General features: G+C 56.7%; 20 protein-coding genes. 10 read left to right on the forward strand and 10 right to left on the reverse strand.

Annotation, left to right across the window (positions count from 1 at the left end; genetic code table 11):
- Positions 1-8 precede the first annotated feature (8 nt).
- The 3 genes from ACI3K0_RS02140 to ACI3K0_RS02150 form a co-directional block, all read right to left on the reverse strand.
- On the reverse strand, positions 9-914 hold the full coding sequence (locus tag ACI3K0_RS02140; RefSeq protein WP_183821420.1) for a neutral zinc metallopeptidase: 906 nt from the start codon (positions 912-914) through the stop codon (positions 9-11).
- A gap of 89 nt (positions 915-1,003) precedes the next feature.
- The gene (locus ACI3K0_RS02145; RefSeq protein WP_148147535.1) at positions 1,004-2,215 is read right to left on the reverse strand and encodes an MFS transporter; all 1,212 of its coding nucleotides are present in this window, start codon (positions 2,213-2,215) and stop codon (positions 1,004-1,006) included.
- A 155-nt stretch (positions 2,216-2,370) separates the two neighbouring features.
- A complete protein-coding gene (locus ACI3K0_RS02150; protein ID WP_404944844.1) occupies positions 2,371-3,531 on the reverse strand; it encodes a phosphatase PAP2 family protein in 1,161 nt (386 codons plus the stop codon).
- 205 nt (positions 3,532-3,736) lie between these two features.
- On the opposite strand from ACI3K0_RS02150, the gene carB reads away from it, so the two are divergent.
- The 3 genes from carB to ACI3K0_RS02165 all read left to right on the forward strand — a co-directional run bounded on the left by carB (position 3,737) and on the right by ACI3K0_RS02165 (position 8,743).
- A complete protein-coding gene (gene carB / locus ACI3K0_RS02155; RefSeq protein WP_183821418.1) occupies positions 3,737-7,219 on the forward strand; it encodes a carbamoyl-phosphate synthase large subunit in 3,483 nt (1,160 codons plus the stop codon).
- A 103-nt stretch (positions 7,220-7,322) separates the two neighbouring features.
- Positions 7,323-7,781 (forward strand): SRPBCC domain-containing protein, encoded by a 459-nt coding sequence (locus ACI3K0_RS02160; RefSeq protein WP_183821417.1) that lies wholly within the window; start codon positions 7,323-7,325, stop codon positions 7,779-7,781.
- A gap of 113 nt (positions 7,782-7,894) precedes the next feature.
- Complete coding sequence (locus ACI3K0_RS02165) at positions 7,895-8,743, forward strand: phospholipase effector Tle1 domain-containing protein (protein ID WP_404944845.1); 849 nt, start codon at positions 7,895-7,897, stop codon at positions 8,741-8,743.
- Between the two features lie 395 nt (positions 8,744-9,138).
- Here the strand turns inward: ACI3K0_RS02165 and ACI3K0_RS02170 are convergent, their stop codons facing one another.
- Positions 9,139-10,587 (reverse strand): UdgX family uracil-DNA binding protein, encoded by a 1,449-nt coding sequence (locus ACI3K0_RS02170; RefSeq protein WP_183822372.1) that lies wholly within the window; start codon positions 10,585-10,587, stop codon positions 9,139-9,141.
- Positions 10,587-11,819 carry a putative DNA modification/repair radical SAM protein gene (locus ACI3K0_RS02175; protein WP_183821416.1) on the reverse strand — a complete coding sequence of 411 codons (1,233 nt, stop codon included), beginning with the start codon at positions 11,817-11,819 and terminating at the stop codon, positions 10,587-10,589. Before ACI3K0_RS02175 ends, ACI3K0_RS02170 begins: the two co-directional genes overlap by 1 nt.
- Before the next feature lie 241 nt (positions 11,820-12,060).
- Between ACI3K0_RS02175 and greA the strand changes: the two genes are divergently transcribed.
- Together greA and ACI3K0_RS02185 are read left to right on the forward strand one after the other, a co-directional pair.
- Complete coding sequence (greA, locus tag ACI3K0_RS02180; RefSeq protein WP_148147529.1) at positions 12,061-12,537, forward strand: transcription elongation factor GreA; 477 nt, start codon at positions 12,061-12,063, stop codon at positions 12,535-12,537.
- 5 nt (positions 12,538-12,542) lie between these two features.
- Positions 12,543-13,634, forward strand: coding sequence for a glycosyltransferase family 4 protein (locus ACI3K0_RS02185; RefSeq protein ID WP_343062212.1), 1,092 nt, complete (start codon positions 12,543-12,545; stop codon positions 13,632-13,634).
- Positions 13,635-13,659: 25 nt separating this feature from the next.
- Here ACI3K0_RS02185 and ACI3K0_RS02190 read toward each other — a convergent pair whose 3' ends face one another.
- From ACI3K0_RS02190 to ACI3K0_RS02205, 4 genes are read right to left on the reverse strand one after another with little or no spacing between them, the layout of a single operon-like run.
- Positions 13,660-14,571: a glycosyltransferase family 92 protein gene (locus ACI3K0_RS02190; RefSeq protein WP_183821415.1), complete on the reverse strand. Its 912-nt coding sequence runs from the start codon at positions 14,569-14,571 to the stop codon at positions 13,660-13,662.
- A gap of 23 nt (positions 14,572-14,594) precedes the next feature.
- On the reverse strand, positions 14,595-15,512 hold the full coding sequence (locus tag ACI3K0_RS02195) for a glycosyl transferase (protein ID WP_183821414.1): 918 nt from the start codon (positions 15,510-15,512) through the stop codon (positions 14,595-14,597).
- 44 nt (positions 15,513-15,556) lie between these two features.
- The gene (locus tag ACI3K0_RS02200) at positions 15,557-16,396 is read right to left on the reverse strand and encodes a glycosyltransferase family A protein (protein WP_183821413.1); all 840 of its coding nucleotides are present in this window, start codon (positions 16,394-16,396) and stop codon (positions 15,557-15,559) included.
- Between the two features lie 52 nt (positions 16,397-16,448).
- A complete protein-coding gene (locus ACI3K0_RS02205; RefSeq protein WP_148147525.1) occupies positions 16,449-16,916 on the reverse strand; it encodes an Lrp/AsnC family transcriptional regulator in 468 nt (155 codons plus the stop codon).
- A 317-nt stretch (positions 16,917-17,233) separates the two neighbouring features.
- Here ACI3K0_RS02205 and trxB point away from each other — a divergent pair, with 317 nt between their 5' ends.
- From trxB to ACI3K0_RS02225, 4 genes are all read left to right on the forward strand, one after another.
- Positions 17,234-18,208, forward strand: coding sequence for a thioredoxin-disulfide reductase (gene trxB / locus ACI3K0_RS02210; RefSeq protein WP_183821412.1), 975 nt, complete (start codon positions 17,234-17,236; stop codon positions 18,206-18,208).
- 2 nt (positions 18,209-18,210) lie between these two features.
- A complete protein-coding gene (locus ACI3K0_RS02215) occupies positions 18,211-19,113 on the forward strand; it encodes a LysR family transcriptional regulator VtlR (RefSeq protein ID WP_148147523.1) in 903 nt (300 codons plus the stop codon).
- A 556-nt stretch (positions 19,114-19,669) separates the two neighbouring features.
- Complete coding sequence (locus tag ACI3K0_RS02220; RefSeq protein ID WP_148147669.1) at positions 19,670-19,966, forward strand: ArsR family transcriptional regulator; 297 nt, start codon at positions 19,670-19,672, stop codon at positions 19,964-19,966.
- A gap of 46 nt (positions 19,967-20,012) precedes the next feature.
- A complete protein-coding gene (locus ACI3K0_RS02225) occupies positions 20,013-21,134 on the forward strand; it encodes an alkene reductase (protein WP_148147522.1) in 1,122 nt (373 codons plus the stop codon).
- Positions 21,135-21,218: 84 nt separating this feature from the next.
- On the opposite strand, the gene ACI3K0_RS02230 is transcribed toward ACI3K0_RS02225, so the two are convergent.
- Positions 21,219-21,485 (reverse strand): DUF2188 domain-containing protein, encoded by a 267-nt coding sequence (locus ACI3K0_RS02230; protein ID WP_112505080.1) that lies wholly within the window; start codon positions 21,483-21,485, stop codon positions 21,219-21,221.
- Positions 21,486-21,704: 219 nt separating this feature from the next.
- On the opposite strand from ACI3K0_RS02230, the gene ACI3K0_RS02235 reads away from it, so the two are divergent.
- Positions 21,705-22,847 (forward strand): calcium:proton antiporter, encoded by a 1,143-nt coding sequence (locus ACI3K0_RS02235; RefSeq protein WP_183821411.1) that lies wholly within the window; start codon positions 21,705-21,707, stop codon positions 22,845-22,847.
- The last annotated feature ends 150 nt before the right edge of the window (positions 22,848-22,997 follow it).

Genomic DNA, 22,997 nt, shown 5'->3' on the forward strand with positions numbered 1-22,997 from the left:
GCAGCCCCTCAGACATCCCCCGAAAACGTATCGCAGGAATTCATGTCGCCGCTGTCGAAACCGCGCTTGAACCAGCGCATCCGCTGGGCGGAGGTACCGTGGTTGAAGCTTTCCGGCACGACATACCCTTGCGTCCGCTTCTGCAGCGTATCGTCACCGATCTGCTGCGCGGCATTGAGCGCCTCCTCGAGGTCGCCCTGGCTGAGAAAGCCCTTCTGATCAGTGCGCTTGCCCCACACGCCGGCAAAGCAATCCGCCTGCAGCTCGACGCGTACAGACATCTGGTTTGCCTCGGTCTCGCTCATCCGCTGGCGCATCTGGTTGAACTTCGGCAGCACGCCGATCAGGTTTTGAACGTGATGGCCGACTTCATGCGCGATCACATAAGCTTCGGCGAAATCGCCGGAAGCACCGAAGCGCTGCGAGAGTTCGTTGAAAAATGTCGTGTCGAGGTAGAGCTTGCGGTCTCCCGGGCAATAAAACGGTCCAGACGCCGATGAGGCAAAGCCGCAGGCCGACCGCACCTGGCCCGAAAAGAGCACAAGTGTCGGATCCTGATATGCCTGTCCGGAAGACTTGAAGATTTCCGACCATGTGTCTTCAGTATCGGCGAGAACCGTGCGCACGAAGGCGGTCATCTCGTCATTGGCCGGCGTGCCCTGTTGCGTCTGCTGCGAGCTGCCATCGCCATCAAAGCCGATATCGCCGCCTGAAAGCAGCGTCAGCGGGTTGATGCCGGTGATCCAGCAGATGATCAGCACGACGACAATGCCGCCGATGCTGAGGCCACCGCCGCCTCTTCGACCGCCCCCGATCGGGATACGCATCCCGCCGCGACCGAACGGGCTCCCTCCCATGGAAGCCCCGCGCTGATCCTCGACATTGTCCGACTGCCGGCGACCCTTCCATTCCATATTGCCCACTCCTCGACGGCTTCATGTATTAAGAAAGGACAATATAGCGCAACGGCGAGGAAAGGCGATGAGGGATTGGCGAAATGCCCTCACGCCACCTGCAGCTGCTTCTTGCTCGGCAAAAACACCGTCAGCAATCCGATCGCCGGCAGGAACGAGCAGACGCCGTAGACGAAGATGATCCCGTGGCTATCCGCCAGCACGCCGAGCACTGCCGCCGCGATACCACCGACACCGAAGGCGATACCGAAGAAGATGCCGGCAATCATGCCGACACGACCGGGCACCAGCTCCTGCGCCATCACGATGATCGCCGGGAAGGATGAGGCCATGATGAAGCCGATGATAGCCGAGAGGATGATCGTCAGCGGCAGGTTTGCGTAAGGCATGGCGAGCGTGAACGGCAACACGCCAAGGATCGAGACCCAGATCACCACTTTCGAGCCGAACCGGTCGCCGATCGGACCGCCGACAACGGTGCCGAGTGCCACTGCACCGAGGAATACGAACAGCATGATCTGCGACATCTGCACCGAAACGCCGAACCGCTCGATCGCAAAGAAGGTGTAATAGCTGCTGATCGACGCCATATAGGCGTTCTTCGAGAAGGTCAGGATGGTCAGCACGACAAGCGCGATGACGACCGTGTTCTTCGACAGGTTATGGGCGCCGAGAGCCTTCTTCTTTCCTTTGTTGGCGGCCATATGCGCCTTGTACCAGCGGGCGATCCAGGTCAGGACGATGATGCCGAGAAGCGCCATGGCGGAGAACCATCCGACACTGCCCTGCCCCATCGGCACGATGATGAAGGCGGCAAGCAGCGGCCCGATCGACTGGCCGAAATTGCCGCCGACCTGGAAGGTTGCCTGCGCAAAACCGTAACGCCCGCCCGCGGCTAGCCGCGCGACACGCGAGGCCTCCGGGTGGAAGACGGCCGAACCGATGCCCACAAGACCGGCAGCAGCCACCAGAATTCCGTAGGTCGGCGCCCATGCAAGCAGGAGCAAGCCGAAGAAGGTCGATGCCATGCCGACCGGCAACGAATAGGGATAGGGCTTCTTGTCCGTGACAATCCCGATGACCGGCTGAAGCAGCGAAGCGGTGCACTGGAATGCAAGTGTCAGGATGCCGATCTGCCAGAAGTCCAGATGGAAGTCCGCCTTCAGCATCGGATAGATAGCCGAGATCATCGACTGCATGATGTCGTTGAGCATATGGCAGAAACTCGCCGCCAGAATGATCGGCAGCACTGTCTTTTCTGCCGCAGCGCTTGCTGTCGGCTTTGATGTTGCATCAGCCATGAAATTCTCTCCCGGCCAGCGGACGCTGCCGTCCGAAGTTCCTGCCGCATGTGTTCTTGATGAACGGCAGGAATAGTACCGGTGAGTTCGGCTGTCCATGCCAGCCATGCCACGAGCGGTACGGTTACGTAATACGTCTTCCGGCAAGAAAGCCGCTATGACGCAACCGGCAATGAAGGAACGGTCACAGTGGGATGCGTCCGCTCCCACCGACGCTTCAGGAACGCCATCAAAGCGTAATATGCTGCGACAACCATAGTCATCGAGACATAACCATCAATCGCGTAATGCCAGCCGAGATAAACTGAACTGATCTGGATGAATGCGACATAGGCGAAGGCGACCACACCGAGACGGCGGGAGTAGCCGTTGAGGAAAAGCGCATTCAGCGTGATCAGGCCGACATGAATGCTCGGAAAGGCGGAAATACCGCTGCCCAAACCGGCGCTGCCCCTCTCATGCAGTGCCCAAAGATAGGTCTGGTATTCGGCAGCAGAACTCCCTCCGTCGCCTCGGCTCAAGAAAGCGATGAGGCCGGCGAACCGTGCCTGGTCGCCGACGACCGCACCATAGAAGGCCGGCCCTGCCGACAGAAACAGCCCCGCGAGAATATTGCCGCAGCCGATCCAGACGAAAGCGAAAAGCAGCAGATAACGTTTTCTGATCCCGTCAGCCGATGGCGACGTGGCAACGAAGAACAGGGCGCCGAAGCACAGAATGAACCAGAGAACGTTGTAGTTGAATTCGATGACGCTCCTGGCCCAGTCCTGCCCAAGCACCGAATGGAGCAAGATCCAGGGATCGACGCCGAAATGCAGCCACGCATCTATATCCGCTTGAGCACGATCATCGATGAACCCACCTCGCAAGGCAGGCAACATGTTCTTGATTGACGTGAAGCTGCCTTGAAAGAACATCAGTCCTCCCAGCAGCAAGACGCCGGAAATCAGCCCAGCCATTCTCTTCGCCGAAAAAATCCGACGGAAAGCCAGTCTACGCCGGCGATCGAAGCGATGCACCAGCCAAAACAAGTCGAAGGAGATCGCGATCACCGGCATGACGATCAGAAACACCTTTGTCCACTGACCAAAGTAGAGATCGTGCGACAACATAGGAAAAAAGCCACCAAACCACGCCAAATAGATGGCGAGCAAAGTGTATAATAACGTTATAATATAGAAATAAGCATCGGAACGCAGGCGCTTGAGCACATCAACAGCAGTCAAAATCGGAATTGATCGCAGATATCCTGCAGACATGACTTGGCCCCCAGTCAAAAAACAATCCAGAATTCTGAAAATACCCCGGAGACTCAAGTATTCCCGAGTAATTAACTTTCGATTATACCCGCGGCTTCAATCCACCACGATTCCTGTCGATTTGCCGATTTATGGGGTTCTCATAGGCCGCACATTTGCCTATAAGCCGCGTCTAGCCAGAAAAATGATGCGCACGTGACCCGACCGGAGCTACCCACGCCCCGTGCCGGTTTTTCGCGCAGACAAAGAGCGGATAGAGACCATGCCAAAGCGCCAAGATATCAAATCGATCCTCATCATCGGCGCGGGTCCGATCGTTATCGGTCAGGCATGTGAGTTCGACTATTCCGGCACCCAGGCCTGCAAGGCGCTGAGGGAAGAAGGCTACCGGGTCATCCTGGTCAATTCCAACCCGGCAACCATCATGACCGATCCGGGCCTCGCCGACGCAACTTACGTCGAGCCGATCACGCCGGAAGTCGTTGCCAAGATCATCGCCAAGGAACGCCCGGACGCACTGCTGCCGACCATGGGTGGCCAGACCGCGCTCAACACCGCGCTGTCCCTGAAGCGGATGGGCGTGCTTGATCGCTACAATGTCGAAATGATCGGCGCCAAGCCGGAAGCCATCGACAAGGCCGAAGATCGCGCCCTCTTCCGTGAGGCGATGGCAAAGATCGGCCTCGAGACACCGAAGTCGATGCTCGCCAACGCCACAGAAATCAAGGATGCCGACCGCAAGAAGCACGAGGCTGCCCGCGCGGAACTGAAGGGCAAGCTTTCCGGCGCCGAACTGGATAAGGCGCTTGATGCGCTTGAAAACCAGTGGAATCTAGGTGAGAGCGACCGCAAGCAGCGCTACATGGCACATGCCATGGCGATCGGCGCCCAGGCGCTCGACGTCGTCGGCCTGCCCGCCATCATCCGCCCGTCCTTCACCCTCGGCGGCACCGGCGGCGGCATTGCCTACAACCGCTCGGAATTCTTCGAGATCGTCGGCTCCGGCCTCGACGCCTCGCCGACTACCGAAGTGCTGATTGAAGAATCGGTCCTCGGCTGGAAAGAGTATGAAATGGAAGTCATCCGCGACAAGGCGGATAACTGCATCATCATCTGCTCGATTGAAAACATCGACCCGATGGGCGTCCACACGGGCGACTCGATCACCGTCGCGCCGGCCCTGACGCTGACCGACAAGGAATACCAGATCATGCGTAACGCCTCGATCGCGGTCCTGCGCGAGATCGGCGTTGAAACCGGCGGCTCGAACGTACAGTTCGCCGTCAACCCGGCTGACGGCCGTCTCGTCGTCATCGAAATGAACCCGCGCGTCTCGCGCTCGTCGGCTCTGGCTTCGAAGGCCACCGGCTTCCCGATCGCCAAGGTCGCGGCTAAGCTCGCCATCGGCTACACGCTCGACGAACTGGACAACGACATCACCGGCGGCGCGACGCCGGCCTCGTTCGAACCGTCCATCGACTATGTCGTCACCAAGATCCCGCGTTTCGCCTTCGAAAAATTCCCGGGTGCCTCGCCGGTCCTGACCACCGCGATGAAGTCTGTCGGCGAAGTCATGGCGATCGGCCGTACTTTTGCTGAATCGCTGCAGAAGGCCCTGCGCGGTATGGAAACCGGCCTGACCGGCCTCGACGAGATCGAGATCCCCGGCCTTGGCGAAGGTGACGACCACAATGCCATCCGCGCTGTGATCGGCACCCCGACGCCGGACCGTCTGCGCCAGGTCGCCCAGGCGCTGCGCCTCGGCATGACCGAAAACGAAGTCCACGAAGCTTGCAAGATCGACCCGTGGTTCATCGCCCAGTTGAAGGCGATCGTCGACATGGAAGCTCGCATTCGCGAGCATGGCCTGCCGGCGGATGCCGAAAACCTGCGCATGCTGAAGGCCATGGGCTTCTCCGACGCCCGCCTCGCCTCGCTCACCCACAAGCGCCCGAAGGAAGTCGCCGAACATCGTAACGCACTCAACGTACGCCCGGTCTTCAAGCGTATTGACACCTGCGCCGCCGAATTTGCTTCGCCGACCGCCTATATGTACTCGACCTACGAGACGCCTTTCGTCGGTGAACTGCGCTCGGAAGCTGAAGTCTCCACCGCCAAGAAGGTCGTCATCCTCGGCGGTGGCCCGAACCGTATCGGCCAGGGCATCGAGTTCGATTATTGCTGCTGCCACGCCGCCTTCGCGCTGAAGGATGCAGGCTATGAAGCGATCATGATCAACTGCAACCCGGAAACCGTCTCGACCGACTACGACACGTCCGATCGCCTCTACTTCGAACCGCTGACGGCCGAAGACGTGATCGAGATCCTTCGGGCAGAACAGGAAAAGGGCGAAGTCGTCGGCGTTATCGTCCAGTTCGGCGGCCAGACCCCACTGAAGCTTGCCGAAGCGCTGGAAAAGAACGGCATCCCGATCCTCGGCACCGCGCCCGACATGATCGACCTGGCCGAAGACCGCGACCGCTTCCAGAAGCTGCTGATGAAGCTTGACCTGACGCAGCCGAACAACGGCATCGCCTATTCGGTCGAACAGGCCCGCACCGTCGCCTCCGAGATCGGCTTCCCGCTGGTCGTGCGCCCCTCCTATGTTCTGGGTGGCCGCGCCATGCAGATCCTGCATTCGGAAAGCCAGCTGCAGACCTACCTGCTCGACACGGTTCCCGAACTTGTTCCGGAAGACATCAAGCAGCGTTACCCGAATGACAAGACCGGCCAGATCAACACCCTGCTCGGCAAGAACCCGCTCCTCTTCGACAGCTATCTGTCGAACGCGATCGAAGTCGACGTCGACTGCCTCTGCGACGGCACGGACGTCTTCATCGCCGGCATCATGGAGCATATCGAGGAAGCCGGTATCCATTCGGGTGATAGTGCCTGCTCGCTGCCGCCGCGCACGCTTTCCGGAGCAATGATCGACGAGCTGGAACGCCAGGCCAAGGCAATGGCCAAAGCGCTCAATGTCGTCGGCCTGATGAACGTCCAGTTCGCCATCAAGGATGGCACGGTCTACGTTCTCGAAGTCAACCCGCGCGCCTCGCGTACGGTCCCCTTCGTGGCGAAGACGATCGGTGCACCGATTGCCAAGATCGCAGCCCGCGCCATGGCAGGCGAAAAGCTCGATCCGTTGTTCAGCGCCTACGGCACCAAGCCGGATCCGCGCAACCTCAAGCATATCGCCGTCAAGGAAGCTGTCTTCCCGTTCGCGCGTTTCCCCGGCGTCGACACGCTGCTCGGCCCGGAAATGCGCTCGACCGGTGAAGTCATCGGCCTTGACACCGACTTCGCGCTGGCATTCGCCAAATCGCAGCTCGGCGCCGGCGTGGAACTGCCGCGCGAAGGGACGGTGTTCGTTTCCGTCCGCGATTCTGACAAGGATCGCGTACTGCCGGCAATCAAGATCCTTACCGAAATCGGCTTCAAGGTTCTCGCGACCGGTGGCACCCAGCGCTTCCTGGCAGAAAACGGTATCGAGGCCACCAAGATCAACAAGGTACTGGAAGGCCGTCCGCATATCGAGGATGCCATTCGTAACCGTCAGGTCCAGTTGGTCATCAACACGACCGACGGAAACAAGGCGATCTCCGACTCGAAATCGCTGCGCCGCGCCACCCTGATGCAAAAGGTGCCTTATTACACGACCATGGCAGGTGCCGAAGCCGCAGCCATGGCAATCAAGGCGCTGAAAGCCGGCAATCTCGAAGTTCGCCCGCTGCAGGCCTACTTCTGAGCAATATACGAGCCGGCCAGCATTCCTGTTGACCGGCTCTTTTTCGCTCCGCTATCTACCTGGTCGGTGACTTGACTAACCGATGTAGGTACGGAGGAAGACCATGGTCGATCATGTGAACCGCTCGCTTGTCATCGAAAACGAACGTGTCTTCGCCACGGACCGCGCCACGCTGTTCAGAGCTTTTTCAGATAAGACACTCTTGGAAAAGTGGTGGGGACCACACGGCTTCACCAACCGCATCGAGAAATTCGACTTCGTCGATGGCGGCACATGGGTGATCGTCATGACATCCTCCAGCGACACCGACTTCGAGAATCATTGGACGTTCGACGAGATCCTGCAGGATGAGCGTATTGCTGCGTTTCATCACGGACCGATGCACGCATTCGGCCTTGAGATCGGCTACCACGACGATGAAAACGGAACACGCCTTACCTGGCGCATGTCCTTCGAAGACACCCAGGACAATCGCGATATCGAGAAATTTCTCTCTGCCGCCAATGAGCAGAATTTAGACCGGCTGGAAACCGTGCTCTCGACCATAAAAAAGCGCCGCTGATACCAAAGCTATACGGCGATACATGCAAGGCATGTAGCGACCAAAAACAAAACCTTCAGTTGCAAATAAATAAAATGCACCCTAACTTGATTTAACTAAGTTGAGGGGATTTCATGTCGAAGAACATCGTCATTCTGTTCGATGGCACATCGAACGAGATTTCAGCGGATCGCACCAATATTCTGCGCCTCTTTGGAGCGCTGGAGCGGTCGGAACAGCAGATCGTCTATTACGATCCCGGCGTAGGCACATTCGGCGCCAGCAATGCCTGGTCGAAGGTTTATCGCAATACGATCGAGATCTGGGGACTGGCCACTGGCTGGGGCATGGACCAGAACATCAAGGAAGCTTACCGTTTTCTCATCGAGAATTACGATCCTGGGACAAAAGACACGAATGGCAGTCACACGGATCGTGACCGCATTTACATATTCGGATTTAGCCGCGGAGCGTATTCCGCAAGGGTTTTAGCTGGCTTCATCCACGCGCTCGGCCTGATGAGCCGTCAGCATCTCAACCTCCTGGATTATGCCTACAACACCTGGTTTGCGGGCGTGCATGGCGATGTCGGCGGCGGCTATCCTGAGCCGGACAGCGGTCAAGTCAAGATTCCACTCGAATGGATGATCAGAGAGACCGAACCAACGGGCTTGCTTTATCGAACCCAAACCGTTGAAGATATTGTCAAAGGACAACGTAGCAACAGATATGTCAGCCTGAACGCAACAGCAGACCTGCACGATTCCATGAGCCTCGGCTGGAAACCGCTGGAGTATCTTCCTCGTCGCGTACCTGAAAACTCATGGCGCAAGCGGGGCGATAGTCGCTCGATTTATATCCCGTTCCGGGATCGTCGTTTTATTCCAGAGAGAGCCATGCTGCACAGTTCGGTACGCATCCGTATGGAGGGCGGCGGTTATAATCCGCCCAATCTACCGAAAGACCCATTCTTTGTGGATTGATGGATACCTCTCCCGAGCTGACTGACCGGCGATTGGCCGCCTCCACTTTCGCAAAGGCGGCCTGGCCCATCATGGACCCATTCATCCGGAATAATCCCGGAGGAATTTCCACATCAGAAGTGACGCGACCGCCAGCGTCGTCCACATCGCAAAAGCAACGCAGACTGACATGATCAGACTTGCGACCCGCCTCGTCATCGGGCGGCACCTCCAGGGGTTGGTCCGGGAACAACGCTAAGGGTGAATTTTCCACCTGTCTTGAAGCACTCGACGGGAACGTTAAAAGGTAAAAACCAACGGCTGGATTTTCTCGCCGCTATGTCTCGCATTGCACCATTTACGCTCCGAAACGATACCGCAATGCAGCATGCGCCTGTTGATAACCTGATTGCAGCTCACATGAGCCGTTTCACCGACGCGAAATCCTCGCGAAAACGGGCAATCTCTTTCTCTTTCAAATCCTCATCAACAATACGCAGTAGGTAGGATGGATGAACGGTAACGAATAGCGTCTTGCCTTCTTCCATTGCGATTGGCTCGCTGCGAACATCTGCCAGCTTCTGCCGCATGTCGGTCAAAGCGAAGAGTGCCGTCGCCCCCATTGCAATGATAAGTTTCGGTTTTACCAGTTCCAGTTCTTGGCGCAGCCACCAGCGGCATTGCCGAACCTCCCCCATATTAGGCTTCTGGTGGATACGCCTTTTCCCACGTGGCTGATATTTGAAATGCTTCACTGCATTGGTCACATAAAGCCTGTCGCGCTCAATCCCAGCGAGCTTCAGCGCCTCATCGAATAGCGTTCCAGCAGGACCTACAAACGGCCTCCCCGCCAGATCTTCATGGTCGCCGGGCTGTTCGCCGACCACCATCACATCTGCATTCGCTGGCCCTTCTCCAAACACTGTCTGGGTTGCTAGGCAATGGATGTCGCAACGCGTGCAGGAGCGTGCAGCTTCGCTGACCGCAGCGAGTGTTCCCACAGCAGGAAGGGGCTGTGTCGGCACCCTCGCCGCGGCCTCCTGTATGCGATGATGGAACGGCAAAGGCTCGCTCGCCTGCTTGACGGCCATTTCAAGCACATCTGCCTCTGCTTTGGCGATCATGCCGGGAATGAGTTCCGCCTCGGGCAGGTTCTTCCAGTATTTCTTCGGCATCTCGGCCATCATCATCTTCACCTTCAATCGCGCCGGATTGAAGATGGAAGCATAATAGGTGCGCCAAAGATCATCGATCTCATCACGCAGATCTGGCCTTGGTGCAGGATCGTCGTTCACCTTCAATTCGTCGCCATCCCAGGAAGCCGACCCCTTGGGCGTGGCAATCAACCAGTCCATGTCGGTAAATCGCCGTTGAAAGAAGGGCGCCACACGAGCGACGATGAAGTGATCCGGCTCGAACCACGCCACGAAGCGCCGCCGCCCCACCTTCCCCTCCGCCAGCGGAATTTCCTTGAAGCGCACGAAAGCCGTCATCTTGTGATAGTCACGCCCCACCGACTTCGCGAGCTGACGCGCCGCGGCCACATCACGATCGGTCGCCATGTTGAGCAGACCGTGCGAATGGAAAAGCCTGAACAGCAGCCGATAGAGAAGTGCAAATCGGGTTGGATCGGAATGGCAGAGAACAGCCTCGGCCAACCGGATGAAAGAAGGCTGCACACTGATTTTCGGTGGCGGATTTGCCGGCTGCGGAAGTCTGTTGTCGTCGAAGCCGAACAGGCCGTCAGCATCGTCCATCGTCCGCCATTCGATGAATTCAGGCGTAATTCCGGCCATCATGAAACCCCGGGCCGCATCCCGCCATTCATCAAGATCGCCCCGCCCCCGCAAGGAATAGCGAAACATCATAACAGCGACAGTTGCTCCGGCTTGGGTTGAAACATGGCGCGAAGATCAGACCGGTCGACCAGCCGGTGTGGCGTCCAGCCGTCACAGATGACAAAGGGTTGTATCTTCCGGAGCGACACGTTCAGTCGCTTCAGATCATCCAGCCTGAGTTTTCGGAACCGCCGAGACGACAGAATGCCGTTGACCGCTTTGGTGCCTAAACCCGGAACCCTGAGCAACATCTCGCGATCTGCACGATTGACATCGACTGGGAACCGATCGCGATGAGACAATGCCCAGGCAAGTTTTGGATCGAGATCGAGATCGAGCATTCCACCATCACGTCCCGACGTAATTTCCTCAATGTCGAACCCGTAGAAACGATAGAGCCAGTCGGCCTGGTAGAGCCGGTGTTCACGCATCAATGGCGGCTTGATCAGCGGCAGCTTTTTCGACGAATCCGGGATGGGACTGAAGGCCGAATAATAGACACGCTTCAATCCATAACTTCCGTAAAGCCTGGCACTGGTCCCAAGGATCGTGGCATCGCAGGCACCATCCGCCCCGACGATCATCTGCGTGCTCTGCCCCGCCGGTGCGAATTTGCGCCGTCGCTTGGTCTGCAATGTCGGCTCAGCCATTTCCTCGATCTTCAGTCGCAGATTCCCCATTGAGCGACGGATGTTCGCCGGCTGCTTCTCCGGTGCAAATTTCCCGATCCCGGCGTCGGTCGGCAATTCGATATTGATCGAAAGACGATCCGCATAAAGCCCCGCCTCCTCGATCAGATGAGCAGAAGCTTCAGGGATAGACTTCAGATGGATGTACCCGCGGAAGTTATGGATCGTCCGCAACTCCCTGGCGATCCGCACCATCTCCTCCATGGTGTGATCGGAGGAGCGGATGATCCCCGAAGACAGAAAAAGCCCCTCGATATAGTTGCGGCGGTAAAATTCGAGCGTAAGCCAGATCACTTCTTCCGGCGTAAAACGTGCACGCTCCACATTGCTGGAAGAACGATTGATGCAGTAGGCACAGTCGTAAATGCAGAAGTTGGTAAGCAGGATCTTCAGAAGCGAGATACAGCGTCCATCAGGCGCATAGGCATGGCAGATACCCGATCCTTCGGTCGAACCGAGCCCTCCGCTTGCCGACGAATCACGCCTCACGGTCCCGCTCGACGCGCAGGAAGCATCATATTTTGCGGCATCCGAAAGGATCGCCAATCGTTCTTTCAGCGATTTCTTCATTGCGTATGTTCACTATATGTTCCTATCGCCACTGTCAAGAGATTGACAAACGGGCGCGGTTCACATCACATGCGGCACGCGGGAGATATGGCATGGTTTCGAAATTCCTCGTAAGGGACATCGAAATTCTGATATAGTGACCCTACATTTTGACGTTGCGATGGTTCCGAAGTTTACGCTCCGGAACCTGTTTCTTTTTGTGTTCGCGGCATCCGCGGGCACGCCCCTGAAGGACAAGAAAATGGTTGAAAAGGTACCGATGACGCAGAACGGCTTTGTCCAGCTGCAGGAAGAACTGCGCTGGAGGCAGCAGGAGGAGCGTCCCCGTATCATCGAAGCGATTGCGGAAGCGCGCGCCCATGGCGACCTTTCGGAAAACGCTGAGTATCACGCTGCCAAGGAAGCCCAGAGCCACAACGAAGGGCGCATTACCGAGCTGGAAGACCTGACAGCCCGCGCAGAAGTCATCGACCTTTCCAAGATGTCCGGCTCCAAGGTCAAGTTCGGCGCCACTGTAAAACTGGTCGACGAAGATACCGAAGAGGAAAAGACCTACCAGATCGTCGGCGATCAGGAAGCCGACGTGAAGGCCGGTCGCATCTCGATCTCCTCCCCGATCGCCCGCGCCATGATCGGCAAGGAAGCAGGCGAATCAATCGAAGTCGTTGCGCCTGGCGGCTCCAAGGCCTACGAGATCCTTTCCGTTTCCTGGGGCTGATCGCCGTGGCCGAGGGCCAGAATAACATCCATCACAATCCGGCAGTCGTCGATATCGGTGAAGTCGAGGTCATAGCACCTAACTTCAAGCGGCGGCTGTCCGGCGTCACAAGTACGATCATCCAGCTGGTTCCTGTTCAACGCGCCCTTGGCTACAAGGTGGCGGCTCTTGGACCGGGCCTGCCGGATACCATCCCGCATATCCGCTTTCGTGATCTGCTTCGGCTCTGGAGCCGTCCACGAAGCGGAAAAATGCGCGTTTGGCACGCACGCCGCAATGTCGAGATGCTGCCCGCCATTATTCTACGTGATATCCTTCGCATGCCGCTGAAGATCGTCTTCACGTCGGCTTCACAGCGCCGGCATACCGGCTGGACCAGATGGCTTATTTCGAAGATGGATGCCGTCGTGGCAACCAGCGGGCGCACCGCCGCCTATCTGGACGTACCAAACACTGTCGTTATGCACGGTATCGATACTGAGCGCTTTTCGCCGGCAAAAGACAAAACCGCCGCCCGCGTCGCGCTGGGTCTTGATCCGGACAGGAAATTTGTCGGCTGCTTCGGCCGCGTCCGCCATCAGAAGGGCACGGATCTCTTCGTGGATACGATGATTTCGCTTCTGCCCTCTCGGCCAGACTGGAGAGCCATCGTCGCCGGCCGCGCCACAGGCCCGCATCTCGACTACGAAAAGCAACTGATCGGCAAAGTCGCCAAGGCTGGCCTTACCGACCGTATCCTGTTCGTCGGCGAGCATGCAAATATCAATGACTGGTATCGCGCGCTCGATCTCTTCGTTGCTCCGCAACGCTGGGAAGGATTTGGGCTTACTCCTCTGGAAGCGATGGCAGCCGCCGTTCCGGTTGTCGCCACCGATGTCGGCGCGTTTCCGGAGTTGATCGTTACAGGCAACGAGGAAACCGGCAAGATCATCATCGCCGACCTCGATGCGATGATCTCGGCAACCGCCGAATTCATCTACGATGATGCCCGCCGCCAGCAGGCAGCCACCCGCGCCCTCCACCACGCCAAGACGAACTTCAGCATCGAGGGTGAAGTTCGCAGGCTTGGCGAGGTTTATCAGAGATTTCTGACCTGACCTGCTTCGGCGCTATGGCCTTAAACTATGCGGGAAGTATCTCTCGGCGATCCAGAAACTCGATCATCGCTGTGTCCACCACCGTCTCGGATTCGATGTTCCTGACGGCAGATAGAACGCGATCTTCATATCTCTGACGCGATGCCGGCGAAGCTGGCCCTCTCTCAATCTTCTCCCTCAAATCCTGCTCGGACTTGCTGTAATAGTGATTAAGCTGAATGAAGTCCGAGGAGTAGAAGGCAGGTCCTTTTCTTCCCTTCCTTGAAAAGACTTCGCCCCGATCATTGGACGTATTCTCGCCGAAAGCTCCGGTCGAAAAATGATGAATACTCACTTCTGAGACTGCGCATGGATCGACGATGCATTTGAAGTTGCTAGCATTCTTCTTCGTCGATAGCGGATTTGCACCACGAACTGTATAATTCCGCAGGAGAGATCCGGCGGGCCTAGCCTTGTGCCCGCTTGTACCGAACATGTGCCAGGGCAGGGAAATATTCGGGAAACCCTTCGCCCCCTCCAGCGCCTCGTCCAATGTATTGCCAATTTTCGGCAGCAGAAACTCGTCTACGTCGATAAAGGCCATGCGCGCATACTGACCACCGAAGTTCAGAATGCTATGTGCAAAAGCTATGGCCTGACTATTCAGAAGGTTCTGCGTCGGCGTATCGATTAGCCGCCCCTTCCATGGAACGACTGTCAGGGCTGACGAGCCAAGTATTTCCCGCGCGATTGGGATCGTATCATCTTCGCAACCGTCATCATAAATATAGAAATGTACGACACCAACTGCGCGGTGGAATTCGATCCACTCGGCAATATACCGCGCTTCGTTCTTGACACACGTGACGATGGCGACACCAGCACGGCCCGGATCGGGCTCGGGAGGCGTGATCGTCAACTGCTTCGTGTAAGGGTGTTTCTTTTTGAAGAAGCGCATATCAACTCTATAGTGTCGCCATATCAGCGATCATGATGTGTCAGCGAAAATCGATCGCTATACCGATACCCTGCAGCCAGCAAGGCAGACTTTTCCGAGTAGCATTCTACCGAAATACCTTGTTTCGCACAGACGTCCAAAGCCGTGGCAAAATGCCCAAGAATACGAGCTTCAGCCAGTGCTATGCCGCTAAACGCGGTATCATCTTTTGTTTCATAAAAGCGAGGCGATTCGGCATTCGAAATATCAATACCGAATAATCCGATCAACTTTGGCCGGCACGCAATAAGGAATTGCATGGCCGATATCGCGACCGATCCACCTTGGAACACCCCTCTATCGGGTGCAGAAGAAATACCACCAAGTCCATTGTCGCCCATCGTGACGAAATTCAGCTGGGACAACTCGGCATCCGAACGTCTGCGAGAACCATAGGGCCTCGATATACTGTCGATTAGAATAATTCGTTTGTCCGAAAGCCAAGACGGGTCATGTTCGCATATTGCGCGGATCACCTGCACCGAGAACAAACAGATTGAATTAACGAGCACATTCTTCTGCAAGAGCTCGAAATGGCGCCAGATAAAGCGCTCGTCTTCAACAGCGATAGCAAGAGGTTGCGGGATCTTGCTGCCAAGCAGATGAGCTGCGCCATTCAAGAGTATTGCCGAGCCCGGCTCTACCTTCGCGATATCGCATGTATCGATCGAAGGAGCCGATCCGACCACATAAACCGCAGCCTGACCATGACCAAGAATCTCGTGCGACTGAAGAATGCCGACCTGGCGCCCCCGGTAAACGATCGCGCGATTTGACTGTATTGAAGTTATGGCGAGACCAGGGATATGGTCTTGAAAATGCGCCCTGTCGCTACCGAGAAAAAGCCTGGTGCCAATTTTCACGATCGATCGGATCAAGGGGCGATTTGTGCGTTTGGCCATTGCGCGCGGATCTTATCTTCTCGGTTCCCGACCTATCTGAAATGCTAAGTAAAGATCTTGTTGTCTTTTCGAAGACGATAGAGAAGCCTGCTGAGCCGCATGTTTTTTGGGCGCAAGAAAGTTCGAAAGAGCGGTACAGTTTCAACAGGACGGGCATCCATTGCCGCAATTTCTTGCTCCGTCATATACTCAAACCCGTATCTTCCGCGATTGAACGGAAACACCCGGAAGCGCCCTCGCCCGCTACGATAAATTCGCGGAAACGGAACATGCATTGCAATCGGCGCAAAAGGAAACAGGCGTTCATAGCCAAGGTCCGCAAGTCTCTCCTTGTTGGCTCGCTCCCCCTCGAGAAATTGCCATTCCAGATCGTTAAAGCGTTGCAAATGAACGATACCGACATCCGCATAAGATGTTCGGGGGCCGTAACGATAGGCACACCTTTCCCTTAAAACCTCATAGTCTCCTTGCCGCAAGAAGCGAGGATCAACCTGCAATACCTTTTCACCGCTATTGAAAAGATCTCGATACTGCCTGCCGATATTATCATCCAACGGGCGCACGAACTGCATGTCATCCTGAATCATCATCAGGAATTCGAAGCCGGCCTGTGTGGCATAGCGACAGGCCTTCTCAATGTTCAGATAAAGATTTCCGTGCCTCTTCCCCTGCTTTGGTTCTTTGGAAATGATTATGTCGCGGAAAAGTTGCCGCTTCGTCTTGAGCAGCTCGACAGTTACTGGATCTTCGCTCGCATCGTCGATCAGGATCATCTCGAACCCCGCACACATCTTCTGTGCAGACTGGATGCAGCGCTCGAGCGTAGCACCCATATTGTATGAGAATATGCAGATCAGGGTGTTCTTAGACGTCAGCATTTTCATACCCGCGGGTTTCGAGCCGCATCTCTCTGGTGAAAAGGAAGGCGGTAAGGTCTTAAACTTCCACTAGGCCGAGTTGCTTTACCTGCCGGATGGTCAGCATCGTCCTCACCGTATCGACATGTTCGTCAGCAGTCAGCACCTCGATAACGAAGTCCTGGAATTGCGTCAGGTTCTCTGCGGTACAGCGCAACAGAAAATCGCTGTCTCCATTCACCATCCAAGCCTCCCGCACCAGCGGCCACTGCTGCACCGTGGAGGCAAATCCCTTGAGGTCGGCATCCGACTGACGCTTCAATCCGACCATACAGAAGGCAGTAAGGTCGAAGCCGAGTTTCTGGCCGTTCAGGAGCGCGTGATACCCCTCGATGATACCGGCCTCTTCCAGCTTGCGCACACGCCGAAGACAGGGTGGTGCGGAAATGCCGACACGTTCGGCGAGCTCCACATTGGTGATGCGCCCGTCCTGCTGGAGCTCCTTCAGAATCTTTATATCGATGGCATCGAGATCGGCGCGGAGCACGGTATTCCCCCTTGGATGGGATGGCTTTTAATCGAAACAGCGTTTAACGCAAGGCGTAAGCAAATACAGCCCCGCGGAACCGCGCACCAGATGTCGCAGGCAAAGTTCGCAGGGATATTTGGAGAAGTTGTTACAATCCGCATGCCAAATCCGGTTCTCGACGCCATACGCTCGCGACCAACTGTCCTGTTGTTAATGCAAGCCTGCCCTTGCACTGACGCATGGATCGACATTAGATGACAGTCAAAAAGCGGCAGAACAAAAACGCCCTTCCTATATGGGGCGTAGTTCATATCCGCGCTTGAAAGGAAATATTCATGTCCGCTCGTCACACGGAAGTGCTGATCATCGGTTCAGGCCCCGCCGGATACACCGCAGCCATCTATGCAGCACGTGCCATGCTGAAGCCGGTCTTGATCGCCGGCATGGAACAGGGCGGCCAGTTGATGATCACCACGGATGTAGAGAACTATCCGGGATTCGGCGATCCCATCCAAGGCCCCTGGCTGATGGAGCAGATGCTCAAGCAGGCAACCCATGTGGGTGCAGAGATCGTCAACGACCTCGTGACCGAAGTCGAGACGACTGCCCGCCCCTTCACCGTCAAAACCGATTCCGGAACGGTCTGGACTGCGGACACGATCATCATTGCGACCGGCGCGAAGGCAAAATGGCTGGGCATTGAAAGCGAACAGCATTTCCAGGGCTTTGGCGTATCGGCCTGCGCTACCTGCGACGGCTTCTTCTATCGCAACAAGGATGTGATCGTGGTCGGCGGCGGAAACTCGGCAGTCGAGGAAGCGCTTTATCTGTCGAATATCGCCAAGTCGGTCACCGTCGTGCATCGCCGTGACGAGTTCCGATCGGAAAAAATCCTGCGCGAGCGCCTCTTCCAGCGCCCCAATGTCAAGGTCCTGTGGAATACCGAGATCCACGAGATTACCGGCAAGCCTGCCAAGCCGCCGCTTCCGCCCTCCGTGGAAGGCGTCAAGCTGCGCAACACGCTGACCGGCGCAATCACCGAACAGCCGATCGACGGCGTCTTCGTCGCCATCGGCCATGCGCCGGCAACGGAACTGTTCAAGGACAAGCTCAAGATGAAGGCAGGCGGCTATCTCTGGACCGCGCCCGATTCGACTGCAACAGACGTGCCTGGCATCTTTGCCGCCGGCGACGTGACCGACGACACCTTCCGGCAGGCGATCACCGCGGCCGGAATGGGCTGCATGGCCGCTCTTGAGGCCGAGCGTTACCTGGCCGGCATCCAGCCGGTCTCCATAGCTGCGGAGTAAGCATGGGCGTTCCTTTAGACTGGGATAAATTGCGCATTTTTCATGCGGCAGCCGAAGCCGGTTCATTCACGCATGCCGCCGACAAGCTGCATTTGTCCCAGTCGGCGATCAGCCGCCAGGTCAGCGCCCTTGAACAGGACGTGGGCGTAAAGCTGTTTCACCGCCATGCCCGCGGCCTGATCCTGACCGAACAGGGCGAACTGCTCTATCGCACCGCCCACGATGTCCTGCTCAAGCTCGAAACCGTCAAGGTTCAGTTGACGGAAACGACGGACAAGCCTTCCGGCAAGCTGCGCGTCACCACCACGGTCGGCCTCGGCCAGGGCTGGCTGACTGACAAGGTGCAGGAATTCCTGCAGCTTTACCCGGAAATGTCTGTGCAGCTGATTCTCGACAACGAGGAAGTCGACGTCAACATGCGCCATGCCGATTGCGCCATCCGGCTTCGCCAGCCGCAGCAATCCGATCTGATCCAGCGCAAGCTCTTCACTGTGCATATGCATGTCTATGCGGCACCGTCCTACATCAACCGCTTCGGTGAGCCACAAACCGTCGAAGATCTCGACAACCATCGGATCATCACCTTCGGCGAACCCGCGCCGAACTATCTCCTCGATGTGAACTGGCTCGAATATGCTGGCCGCAACTCTGATAACACGCGCGCCCCGCATCTGCAGATCAACAGCCAGACCTCAATCAAGCGGGCCTGCCTGCTCGGCATCGGCATCGCCGTTTTGCCGGATTATATCGTTGGACGGGATCCCGGGCTGATTCAGCTGGCCATCAATGCCGACATTCCGACCTTCGACACATATTTCTGCTATCCGGATGAAATGAAGAACGCGGCGAAGCTTAAGGCCTTCCGCGACTTTATCGTCACAAAAGCCAGAAACTGGAACTTCTAAAACCCGGCATACAAAGCAAATCCAACGCGTTGCTGCCCGACTCTTGCATTTATGCAAGTTTTAAGACAAAGCCATGCGCCTAAAGCATGGCAGTCTTGCACAAAATATGATTGCGCAATGCACAAAAAACCATCATATCGCACTCAGCTGATGCACATGGTGGCTTTCCTCCCAGTTCCACCGCAGCAGCTGTTCCCCTCTGGAGGTTCATTTTTGACCTTCACACTTCAAAGGGCCCTGGAGCGATCCGGTGGCCCTCTTTTTTTGCCCTTTTGTCGCTAACCGCACAAAGCTGCGCCAATCTGCTGCAGCAATAATCATCTCTCTGCGTTTAATATCTTCACCAAGCCCCTTGTGTGGAGCAGTGTGCAACCCCATATTGATATCAGTCGATGGCACGATGGTTTCCCGCCATCCGCGTCGACTGTTCCCCTCTGGAGGTTTTTTGACCTTCACACTTGACGGGCCGCGGAGAAATCCGTTGGCCCGATTTTTTTGCCTCTTTAAATCGGAAAAATACGATCTATATATCGACTGGAGGCGATACACGATGATGATAGACAAGACAGAGATTCTGAAGGCATTGGCTCACCCGGTACGGGTGTCGTTTCTGGAATGGATGCGAGAACCTGAACAGCATTTCTGCGACCAGGCTCACCCGCTGGAAATGGGCATCTGCGCCAACCAGTTCGAAAAGAAATGCGGCCTGTCGCAATCGACGGTTTCTGCCCACCTCGCCACGCTCGAAAAGGCAGGACTGCTGAAGACGAACCGCATCGGCCAGTGGGCATTCTACAGCCGCGACGAAGAAAATATCGCTTCCTTCCTGAATGAGCTGAAATCGACACTCTGATCCAGCTTCCCTCCTCCCCTATGCCAAACGTAAAAGGACTTTCACAATGACCACACTCTTCGACCCGGTGAAGTTTGGTGACATCCAGCTGGCCAACAGGATCGTCATGGCGCCGCTCACGCGCAACCGCTCGCCCAAGGCAATCCCGAACGATCTCAACGCAGCCTATTACGAACAGCGCGCCTCTGCCGGCCTTCTGATCACCGAAGGCACGCCGGTCACACAACAGGGCCAGGGTTACGCTGACGTGCCGGGCCTTTATCTCCCGGAAGCCGTCGCCGGTTGGAAAAAAGTAACCGACGCCGTTCACAAGAAGGGCGGAAAGATCGTCACGCAGATCTGGCATGTCGGCCGCGTATCGCACGTTTCGCTGCAGCCGAATGGCGCAGCACCCGTCGCCCCTTCGGCAATCCCGGCTGGCGGCAAGACGTACATCATCGATGAAAATGGAAATGGCGCCTTCGCCGAGACTTCGGCTCCGCGTGCGTTGGAGATCGCCGAAATTTCCGGAATTGTCGCCGATTATGCAAAGGGCGCACGCGCTGCAATCGATGCCGGCTTTGACGGCGTGGAAATCCATGGAGCAAACGGCTACCTTATCGACCAGTTCCTCAAGGACGGCGCCAACCAGCGTACGGACGAATACGGCGGCTCGATCGAGAATCGCGTTCGCTTCGCGCTGGAAGTTGTCGACGCCGTGGCCAAGGAAATCGGCGCCGGCCGGGTCGGCATCCGCCTCTCCCCGGTCACGCCTGCAAACGGTATCACAGAGAGCCAGCCACAGGCCGTATTCAACCACCTGATCAAGGAACTCGGCTCGCGCGGCCTTTCCTTCATTCACGTCATAGAAGGCGCAACGGGCGGAGATCGCGATTTCACCCAGGGCGGCAAGCCGTTCAATTATCAGGAATTGAAGGATATCTATCGCAAAGCCGGTGGGTCAGGAGCATGGCTGGTCAATAATGGCTACGACAAGGCCGCAGCCGAGCAGGCCGTGGAAAGCGGATATGCCGATGCAGTGGCTTTCGGCAAGCTGTTCATCGCCAACCCGGATCTCGTAGAGCGCTTCCAAACGAACGCTGAGCTCAACGAGCTGGACAAGGCCACCCTCTACGGCGGTGGCGCCAAAGGCTATACCGATTATCCCAACCTCGATACGGCTGCCTGAAACTAATCAACGAAACCGGGGGCCGCTTAACGCGGCCCTTTTTCTGTCATGGGCGAACCCGAATTCACGACGATCACACGCGAGCTAGCGCGCACCTGCCTGCTCGCCATCACCATCCTGAACCTCAGCCTCCGGGCGATCGCCTCCGTCGCTGTGTTCACTGTGCCAGACACCCTTGTCGTCCTGCCAGCTGATCTCTTCCGGTTCGCCGCCGACCTGCTGTTCCGCCGCCACGATGCGCGCAGCCTGCATAGCATCTGAGCGGCTTGGAAAAGTCTCGGAGAAAACATCGCCGAGACGATAGGCCCAACCGCCGTCATGCGGCACGATCTTGTAAACGACCTTGGTCATAAATCCTCCTTAACGCGTGGCCACATCACGACACATCGCACATCTGTCCGCCTGCGGCACCGTGGTGAAGATGCAAAAGACCGCAACAGAGTTCCAGGCCACAGAAGAAATAATGGCATTATCGTCCAAATAGCGCAAATGCTCACCCTCTTATCAAAGGGTTCTTGATGCGCTGCACTGCAGCGTTAGATCATCAGCACGAACAGGAGCGCATTCAAGATGACGGCAATTTTGAAACAGGAGAGCTTTCTTCTTATCGCATTCGGATTTGCGATCCTCTCCTACCTGTTCGAACACACACTGCTGGAGCAAGGACAATTCGTGTCGATGATCGCGGCCTGCGCGCTTATCGTCGTGATTGTCATGGCCTCCACCCGTGTGGCCCACCATGCGGAGGTCCTGGCACATAAGGTCGGTGACCCTTACGGCACGATGATCCTCACCCTTTCCGCAGTTGCCGTGGAGGTGCTTATCCTTGCAATCATGATGGGAAGCAGTAGCTCGCCGACCTTGGTGCGTGATACGATCTATTCGGCAGTGATGCTCGATATCAACGGCATTCTCGGGCTCGCGGCTCTGCTCGGCGGCTTGAGGCACGGGGAGCAGCCCTATAACGACGATTCGAGCCGTACCTACAGTGCCATGATCCTGACGGCCATGGGCATATCCATGATCGTCCCGGAATTCATTCCGGAAGCCAAATGGCACTATTATTCCGCCTTCACCATCTTTGCGATGGTGGCCCTTTATGCGCTGTTCCTCAAGATGCAGGTCGGCACCCACAGCTATTTCTTCAGCTATAGCTATCGCGGCCAGGCCACGGCTGCAGCCGCTTCCAGTGTCGGCTCTGCTGCCGCATCCACGCATGCCCAGCCCAAGCCGGCTGCGGAGACCGAAGAAGAACAGGAATCTGCCACCCTCTCCATCGCCATCATCCTGGTCGGCGTCCTGATTATCGGCGTTCTCGCCGAATTCATGTCAGCCTTCATGAATGAAGGGTTGGAAGGAACAGGCGCCCCACCTGCCCTGATGGCTGTTGTCGTCGCCTCGATTTCGGCGGCACCCGAAATTCTGACTGCACTGCGCGCGGCGCTCAAGAACCGCATGCAATCGGTCGTCAACATCGCCATGGGCGCATCTCTCTCCACCGTCATCCTGACCGTACCGGTCATGGAGGCCATTGCGCTTTACACCGGTCAGCCTTTCCTGATGGCGATGACACCGGTCCAGACGGTCATGGTCGCAATCACTCTCATTGTTGCGGCGATCAACCTCAATGACGGGCAGACGAACGCGATCGAAGGCATGACGCATTTCGTGCTCTTCGCCACGTTCGTCATGCTGACTTTCCTAGGCTTATGACGAAAACAACAGCAGTATCAAACACCTGAAAAGGTTTCCGGATTCAATCCATCAATTCCTCACCCTTGCCGCCGGCGTCATAAACTAAACTTGATCGACATGTGTTCGGCCCTTTCGGCGCAAACGCCTATCTCCATCCAGGAGTTCATT

It is taken from the genome of Rhizobium sp. ZW T2_16 (assembly GCF_044987325.1).
Lineage (GTDB): Bacteria > Pseudomonadota > Alphaproteobacteria > Rhizobiales > Rhizobiaceae > Neorhizobium > Neorhizobium cellulosilyticum.